At 57.3% G+C, this 8,409-nt stretch carries 5 protein-coding genes; 2 read left to right on the forward strand and 3 right to left on the reverse strand.

Translation table 11 applies throughout. From position 1 onward, the window contains the following. Nucleotides 1–343: 343 nt before the first annotated feature. Entirely contained in the window at nucleotides 344–2,020 is a 1,677-nt protein-coding gene (ilvD, locus tag INT22_RS10735; RefSeq protein WP_120386581.1) for a dihydroxy-acid dehydratase, read from the reverse strand. A gap of 152 nt (nucleotides 2,021–2,172) precedes the next feature. On the opposite strand from ilvD, the gene recC reads away from it, so the two are divergent. Further along, complete coding sequence (gene recC, locus INT22_RS10740; protein ID WP_193068209.1) at nucleotides 2,173–5,799, forward strand: exodeoxyribonuclease V subunit gamma; 3,627 nt, start codon at nucleotides 2,173–2,175, stop codon at nucleotides 5,797–5,799. A gap of 55 nt (nucleotides 5,800–5,854) precedes the next feature. Here the strand turns inward: recC and INT22_RS10745 are convergent, their stop codons facing one another. Then, on the reverse strand, nucleotides 5,855–6,319 hold the full coding sequence (locus INT22_RS10745) for a helix-turn-helix domain-containing protein (RefSeq protein ID WP_193068210.1): 465 nt from the start codon (nucleotides 6,317–6,319) through the stop codon (nucleotides 5,855–5,857). 221 nt (nucleotides 6,320–6,540) lie between these two features. On the opposite strand from INT22_RS10745, the gene INT22_RS10750 reads away from it, so the two are divergent. Continuing rightward, on the forward strand, nucleotides 6,541–7,029 hold the full coding sequence (locus INT22_RS10750) for a DUF2938 domain-containing protein (protein ID WP_193068211.1): 489 nt from the start codon (nucleotides 6,541–6,543) through the stop codon (nucleotides 7,027–7,029). A gap of 17 nt (nucleotides 7,030–7,046) precedes the next feature. On the opposite strand, the gene pncB is transcribed toward INT22_RS10750, so the two are convergent. Next, a complete protein-coding gene (pncB, locus tag INT22_RS10755) occupies nucleotides 7,047–8,228 on the reverse strand; it encodes a nicotinate phosphoribosyltransferase (RefSeq protein WP_193068212.1) in 1,182 nt (393 codons plus the stop codon). Between the last annotated feature and the right edge of the window lie 181 nt (nucleotides 8,229–8,409).

Here is an 8,409-nt window from a genome sequence, read left to right on the forward strand (position 1 = left end):
AGCCCAGGTGAGCCACCGGCCCGCCAAACGAGGTTAATCCCAAGGCCAAAAACGCCCAAAACACCTCGCTTATCCGCTCGTTCAGATGGTGCTTTTCAGCCATAGCGTAAGCTTCCCCGTGTGGACAAAAGACCTAACCTACTGATTAAAGCTGACACAGTGATGACAGTGTGCACGATCATCCGCAGGGGCTTCATCAACGCGGGTGCGCTGACGCTTACACCGCGCTACAAAATCTTCCTGTTCAATGATTTAAGTAGCGCGTGGTAACGAATCTCGCGAGGCACGAGCGAATGAGGCACCTGCGGGCTGATACAGGCACCTTCACGTATTGATATGCAGGTTAGTCGGTTACTGCACCGGTACTGGCAGAACTGACCAGCTTGGCATACTTCGCCAGCACGCCTTTGCGGTAGCGCGGTTCTGGCTGCTGCCAGGCGGCGCGGCGACGCATCATCTCTTCATCGCTGATGTCCACTTCAATGGTGTCGGCTTCAGCATCAATAGTGATGGCATCGCCATCCTGCACCAGCGCCAGCGGGCCGCCATCGAAGGCTTCCGGTGATACGTGCCCGACAACAAAGCCATGGCTGCCGCCGGAGAAGCGCCCATCGGTAATCAACGCCACATCATTACCCAGGCCACGCCCCATAATCGCAGACGTTGGCGTAAGCATTTCGCGCATACCGGGGCCACCTTTTGGCCCTTCATAACGAATCACCACCACATCGCCCGCTACTACGGTACCGTCATTAATACGCGCCTGGGCCTCTTCTTCAGAGCCAAACACCCGCGCCGAACCGCTAAAGCGCGTACCTTCCTTACCGGTAATTTTGGCCACTGCACCTTCCGGCGCCAGGTTACCAAACAGAATGCGCAGATGGCTTTCGGCTTTAAGCGGGTTACCCAACGGCGCAATAATCTGCTGATCCATGGGATAAGGCTCAACCTCTTCCAGGTTTTCGGCCAGCGTTTTACCGGTCACTGTTAAGCAGTCGCCGTGCAGCAACCCAGCATCCAGCAGAATTTTCATCAGCGGCTGAATGCCACCAATCGCCACCAGCTCGCTCATCATATAGTGGCCGCTGGGACGCAGATCAGCGACCACCGGCACGCGCTTGCCGATCTCGGTGAAGTCGGCAAGGGTCAGTTCCACGCCAATGGTGCGCGCCATGCCAATCAAATGCAGCACCGCATTGGTAGAGCCACCCAGCGCAATCACCACGGTAATCGCATTCTCAAACGCTTCGCGGGTCATGATGTCAGAAGGCTTGATGTCACTGGCCAGCAGTGCCAGCACGGCCTCGCCTGCCGCTTTACAGTCATCGCGCTTATCTTGGGAAATGGCGTTCTGCGCCGAGCTACCCGGCAGGCTCATACCCAATGCTTCAATGGCAGATGCCATGGTATTGGCCGTGTACATACCGCCACAGGAACCCGGGCCAGGAATCGCGGTTTCTTCGATATTTTTCAGCTCGATCAGGTCAATATCACCACGGGAGTGGGCGCCCATCGCCTCAAATACCGACACGATATCGGTATGGCCTTTACCGGGCATAATGGTGCCGCCATACACAAACACGCTGGGGCGATTCAGCCGCGCCAAGCCCATCACGCAACCCGGCATATTTTTATCGCAACCGCCAATCGCCACCAGCCCATCAAAGCCTTCACAACCCGCCACGGTTTCAATGGAGTCGGCAATCACCTCGCGGGAAACCAGCGAGTACTTCATGCCTTCAGTGCCGTTAGCAATGCCATCGGAAATAGTGATGGTATTAAAGATCACCCCTTTACCACCCGCCGCATCGGCACCGTCGCGGGCGAACTCTGCTAACTCACCGATGTGGCTATTACATGGGGTAACCATACTCCAGGTAGAGGCAACGCCCACCTGGGGCTTGGTAAAGTCATCGTCGTTAAACCCCACCGCCCGCAGCATTGCGCGGCTGGCCGCCTTGCCAGGGCCATCCACCACCTGGGCTGAATGGCGGCGGGTATTATTAGTCGGCTCGGTCATGGGGAATTCCTCTTTGCTTGACTCACATCGCGTTACGCACGGTATCCACATAGCTTGGCGATATAACGCGCATCCCGCAAGGCACTTAACTTATGGCACCATAGCGCTACGCGCTATTCCCAATGCCTAATGCCGTGAAGGAACACCACCGCATGTCTGCCAATTCACACTGCTCACTAACACCGTTCTCGCCAACGTCGCTTACCCCTGGCTTTATGGTGGTGCACGCTAACCGCCTGGAAGACTTGCGCGGGCTGGCGGTGCAGTGGATGCGCTTGCACCCGTTGGGACCGTTGGAAAACGAGACCATTCTGGTGCAGAGCAACGGCATTGGGCAGTGGTTAAAGTTAGCGTTGGCGGAAGACCCAGAGAATGGCGGCGCAGGCATCGCCGCCGCGCTGGATGTCATGCTGCCCGCGCGGTTTCTATGGCAGGCCTACCGCACGGTGCTCACCCATGTTGATCAAGATGGCGACGCGGTGCCTGAAACCTCGCCGTTTGATAAATCGCGCTTGGTATGGCGGCTACTGCGCCTACTGCCCACGCTAGCGGGGCAAGAAGTGCTCGCGCCGCTGGCGCAGTTCTTGGAAGTCGACCGCGACCAGCGCAAGCACTACCAACTGGCCGAACGGCTGGCGGATTTGTTCGACCAGTATCAGGTCTACCGCGCTGACTGGCTGGATGCCTGGGCCAACGGTGATGACGTGCTGATTACCGCTCGGGGCGAACCCCGCCCGCTGGAAGAGCACCAGCGCTGGCAGCCCGCGCTATGGCGCATTCTGCGCGAAGATGTCGCCGCCAGCCAAGGCGATGCAGGCATCAACAGTAGCCGTGCCCAGGTGCATCGGCGCTTTTTGAAAGCGACTGAACAATTGGAAGGCCAGCCCTGCCCGCGCGGTTTGCCTCGGCGGCTGATTATTTTTGGTATTTCATCGCTGCCCCAACAAACCCTGGAAGCCCTGGCGGCACTCTCTCGCTGCTGCCAAATCGTGCTGTGTGTGCACAACCCCTGCCAGTTCTACTGGGCAGATATCATCGAACACAAAGATTTACTGCGCGCCAACCGCTACCGCCAGCGGCGCAAAACCGGCATGCCCGAAGCGCTAGATGTATTGGGCACTGGCGACGCCGACGATGCCCTGCATCTGCACGCTCAGCCGCTACTCGCCGCCTGGGGCAAGCAGGGCCGCGACTACCTGCGCCTGCTGGATGAACACGACGATTCGGGCAACTATCAAACCTTGTTTGAGCAGCAGGCGCTGCGCATTGATATGTTCGAGCCGTTTAACGGCGTTGATCGCGACTGCCTGCTCAGCCAACTGCAAGATGATATTCGCGAACTGCGCCCCGTGGCGGAAACCCAAACTCACTGGCCCGCACTAAACTCGGCAGATGACTCCATGGTGTTTCATATTGCCCATGGCCCCCAGCGGGAAGTTGAGATTCTCCACGACCAGTTGCTGGCCGCCTTTAGCGCCGACCCCGACCTGCGCCCGCGGGATATTATCGTCATGGTGCCAGATATCGACCGCTACGCGCCGCATATCGCCGCAGTGTTTGGCCAGCTACAAAACGACGACCCACGGCATATACCCTATACGCTTTCCGACCAAGCCAGTCGCCACCGCCTACCGCTGATGATTGCTCTGGAAAAGCTGCTGCGCCTTCCAGAACTGCGTCTTTCGGTCAGCGACTTACTGGATCTGCTCGATGTACCCGCTCTGCGCCAGCGCTTTGGGCTGGAAGAGCGCGACCTGCCGGTACTCGAGCGCTGGATGGAGGGTGCAGGCATTCGTTGGGGGCTGAATGCCAAGCAGCGCCAGACGCTTGAGTTACCCGGCGGGCTAAGCCAAAACACCTGGGCGTTTGGCCTGCGCCGCTTGCTGCTGGGCTACACCGTGGGCGAAGGCCACGCTTGGCAAGGAATCGAGCCGTTTGACGACATCGGTGGGCTGGAAGCGGGCCTTGCCGGGCCGTTAGCCACCTTGCTGGAAAAGCTCGAAGAGACCTGGGAAACCTTCTGCCAGCCCACCGATGCGGCCAACTGGGTAGCGCGACTACGCACACTGCTGGAAACCTTCTTCCTGACCGACGACGCCCAAGAAAGCGTAATGCTCACCAAGTTGGAAAACGGCCTGCAGCAAATGCTGGAAAGCAGCGAGGAAGCCCAGTTAAACGAACCGCTGCCGCTCTCCATGGTGCGCGAACACTGGCTGGCACAGATTGATGAACACAGCCTTTCCCAGCGCTTTCTAGCCGGTGCGGTCAACTTCGCCACGCTAATGCCCATGCGCGCCATTCCGTTTAAGCGCGTGTGCCTGCTGGGCATGAACGACGGAGAGTACCCCCGCTCTCAGCCACCGCTAGATTTTGATTTAATGGGCAGTGACTACCGTCCAGGTGACCGCTCCCGCAGGGAAGACGACCGCTACCTGTTTTTGGAAGCGCTGCTCTCCGCCCGCGACCAGCTCTACATAAGCTGGGTCGGTAGAAGCCAAATCGATAACACACCGCTACCGCCTTCGGTACTGGTCGGTCAACTGCGTGACCACCTGGAAGCAGGCTGGCAGATCGAGAACGGCACGCCACTGCTGGAAGCGCTAACCACCGAGCACCCGCTGCAGCCGTTTAGCCGCGCTTATTTTGCTAGCAACCCGCAAGCCTCGCGACTGTTTACCTATGCACATGAATGGCGCGAGGTGCACGCACCGCGCACGCCTCAAGCTTCCCAATCGACACTTTCCCCACCGGAAAACATCCCCACCAACCTGACGCTTGGCCAGTTAGGTCAATTCCTGCGCGAGCCGGTACGCGCCTTTTTTAATACCCGGCTGGGAGTATATTTCGAGCAAGAAGCAATTGCCGAATTGGACGAAGAGCCGTTCGCCCTGGATGGCCTGCAAAACTGGCAGCTGCAAGACCAACTGATCGCCGCCCAGCGCCACGCCATTGACCGCGGCGAGCCACGCATTGAAGCACTGCACGCAGCCCTTGAGCGTTTTCAGGGCCAAGGCGTATTGGCCATGGGTGCCTTTGGCGAGCGCATGCGCGATGCCTTAGCAGAACCCATGGAAGCCCTGTTCAGCGACTACGAAGAAGCCCTGGACGCTTGGCCGATTGCGCTAGGTGACCCAGCAGCCATTCACCTAGCAGGCAGTAACGGAATTACGTTGGAAGACTGGCTGGGCGAGCTACGCCAGGATGATGCAGGCAACCGCTGCCGCCTGCTATTACTCAGCAGTAGTCTGATCAAGAACAGCAAGTACCAGTGGCATCTGCTGCTACGCCACTGGGTTGCCCATCTGGCTGGCAATCTCAGCGGTCCGATGACCACCCAGTTACTTTCCAAGGCCGGCAATATCACTCTGGAGCCTATCGCTGCCGACACCGCCCACGCCCACCTGGAAACTCAGCTAAGCGCCTGGCAACACGGCCTGGAAGTACCGCTTCCGCTAGCCCCCCAAGCCGCCTTTGCGTGGCTGACAAAACTGGGCACACCTGACATTGCGATTGAGAAAGGCAGGGAAAGCGACGCCTACGCCGCAGCCGAAAAAGTCTATGAGAGCGGATTTAAAACCACCGGCGAAGCCGACCAGAGCCCTTATCTCGGCCACCAATGGCCCCGCTTCGAGCGGCTGTTTTTCGACCGCACCGCCAACGAAAAGCACACCTTTGCCGAACTCACGGAAGCGCTGTACGCCCCGCTGTTTTACGCTGTGAAAGGTAATGCGAAGAAAGGTAATGCGAACAAAGATAACGCCAAGAAAGCGGCATCGTAGTACGTTAAGCGCCTCGCCTAGCCCCTATTCAAGCTCAACCGTGCCCATGGGGTGATCAGGGTTTACTCTCTTTCTGCTTGGCACGGCTGTTTTTCTGCGTAAGGCGTTTTTTCTGCTCGGGTCTTCGCCCAGTCTGGCGAGCCAATGCGAGGCGCATAAGACGTTGAAACGTTGGGCACTCCAGATGACTCGGCGCGGTGCAGGTCGCCACATGACGCAAACCGTCACGAAGGGCTGTCAGTTCGTTAATGTGACGATCCAGAAGATCTGCCTTAGCACTCACCGCTTCACGGTCGATTTCCGGCTGCCGTTGCGTGCCAAGCATGTCGCGCATCTCGGCCAGTGAAAACCCCGCGACCTGCCCCAGCGCAATCAGCGACAAGCGTGTTAAAACGCTGGTCTCGAAAACCCGCCGCAGACCATTGCGCCCCACCGACCTAATCAGGCCAACTTCCTCGTAATAGCGCAATTTCGAGGCAGGAATACCGCTTTTTCGAGACAGTTCGGAAATATCGAGCATGGCACTTGACTTAAAGTTGACTTGAAGTAATAGGCTACAACGCTTCTCCCTTACGTATCCACCCACACTTCTAGCCACACTTCTAGCCACATTGTCAGGAGTCTAATAAGCATGCCTGTTTTGAATACGCACAGCCGCCCATACGCCGCTGCTAAACCGTTAACAAGAGCAAAGATAACAAGCACAGAGACGACCGGGGCAAAAATGCCAGGAGCGCAGCAATGAATGGGCTGCTGACCGATGCGCTACTGCTCGGCCTGGGAGCAACTGCTTTTATGGACATAGTCGCGCTGCTGCAGAAGCGGCTGCTGGGTATTCCCTCGCTGAATTACGCTATGGTCGGGCGTTGGCTAGGACACTTGCCAAAGGGCAGGGTCATCCACCGGCCGATTGGTGAAAGCGCCCCGATTCAGGCAGAAATGGCGCTAGGATGGCTGGCCCACTACCTGATTGGCATCGCTTTCGCGATCATATTCTTAGTGCTGGTTGGGCCAAACTGGCTGGCACGCCCCACACTCATAGCTGCATTAGGCTTCGGTGTGATCACGGTAATTGCGCCGTTTCTAATCCTGCAGCCTGGTATGGGCGCAGGGATTGCCGCCCGCAAGACGCCGCAGCCAACCACCGCCAGGCTGCGAAGTCTTTTCGCGCACGCCAGTTTTGGCGCTGGCCTATGGGTGGCAGGCGTCCTAGTGATGCGGGTTCTTTAGGCCAGCATAAAACCGGCTTAAAGACTCGTCTCGCTTAACGAGAGTATCCGCTTTGCTAACGAAATCATCTCCGGGTCGCCGGTATGCTTATCCGGCACATCGGAGAGTTTGATCACCGGCAGCCAGCCCTGCCCTTCAGGGCGCGCCTCGACCATTTTGATCACCATATTCATCGGCTCAGCGCCGACATCGTTAGTGAAGTTGGTGCCGATGCCAAACGCCATCCCAATTCGTTCCTGACAAAACGCTTGAATGCGCTCGACTTTTTCCGGCGTTAAGGCATCCGAAAAAATGATCGTTTTGCTCAGCGGATTAATTCCCAAGCGTTCATAGTGCGCGATGGTTTGGGAGGCAAACTCAATCGGGTCACCGCTATCATGGCGTACGCCGTCGAACAGCTTGGCAAACTTTTTATCGAAGCTGTCGAAGAAAGCGGACGATGTGAAGGTGTCGGTTAGGGCAATTCCCAAATCGCCACGATACACATCCACCCAATGCTCAAGGGCAAGACTGTTAGCCATTTTGAAGCCAAAGCGGGCACCATGGAACATAAACCACTCGTGGGCGTGGGTGCCTATCGGCTTCACGTCGTGACGCATAGCCAACAGTACATTGCTAGTGCCGCTAAAGGCTTCACCACCGTAGTGGCGCAGCGCTTCCACCACTCGATCATGAACCTCAAATGAGAAACGGCGACGCGTGCCGAACTCGGCAATTTTCAGCCCTAAGCGGCGATAAAGCTCAATCTTTTCCTGGGTGCGTTGCTCGATCAGGGCATCGTCATCATGGGTCACCGAGACGCCACGTAGCCGATACCAAAGTTCGCTGATCAACGCCATCAGCGGCACTTCCCATAAGATAGTGCGGTACCAAGGCCCTTCGATAACCACCGACAGCTCACTGCCCTGCTGCTCGATGATTACCTCAGAGGGTTCGTAACGAAAGCCGGCCAGAAAATCGAGATAGGTCGGGTCAAGATAAGGGCAAGTAACTTCCAGGTAGCGCTTTTCCTGATCGCTCAGGCGAAGCGCCGCCATTTTATCGACCTCGTGGCGGAGCGCAGTACCAAAGCCTTCAGGAAACGCGTGCTGGCCACGATTGATAAATGCGTAGCGTGCATGTGCATAGGGAAAGCGTTTGATCACGGCGTTCTGCATCGTGATTTTGTAGAAGTCATTATCCAGAAGCGAGGTCAGCATGAGATCCCTACGTGTAAGTGAACCGAAGCCGCTGGTAGCGTAAACTAAGCGTCCTAAGAGTGGCTTGGCGACAAGATTATCAGGTGGCAGGGCACTCATACAGTCTTGGCCCCGCGCTGGGGCGCTTTACTTTCGGAGACCCGTGATGAGTCAGCCCGCCCCGCTTAACCCACTTACGCTA

It is taken from the genome of Halomonas sp. 3D7M (assembly GCF_014897885.1).
Classification (GTDB): Bacteria; Pseudomonadota; Gammaproteobacteria; order Pseudomonadales; family Halomonadaceae; genus Vreelandella.

Bases quoted from the DNA above. Each gene is read 5' to 3' on its own strand.
- ilvD (WP_120386581.1), bottom strand. From the start codon at position 2,020: ATGACCGAGCCGACTAATAATACCCGCCGCCATTCAGCCCAGGTGGTG.
- recC (WP_193068209.1), top strand. From the start codon at position 2,173: ATGTCTGCCAATTCACACTGCTCACTAACACCGTTCTCGCCAACGTCG.
- INT22_RS10745 (WP_193068210.1), bottom strand. From the start codon at position 6,319: ATGCTCGATATTTCCGAACTGTCTCGAAAAAGCGGTATTCCTGCCTCG.
- INT22_RS10750 (WP_193068211.1), top strand. From the start codon at position 6,541: ATGAATGGGCTGCTGACCGATGCGCTACTGCTCGGCCTGGGAGCAACT.
- pncB (WP_193068212.1), bottom strand. From the start codon at position 8,228: ATGCTGACCTCGCTTCTGGATAATGACTTCTACAAAATCACGATGCAG.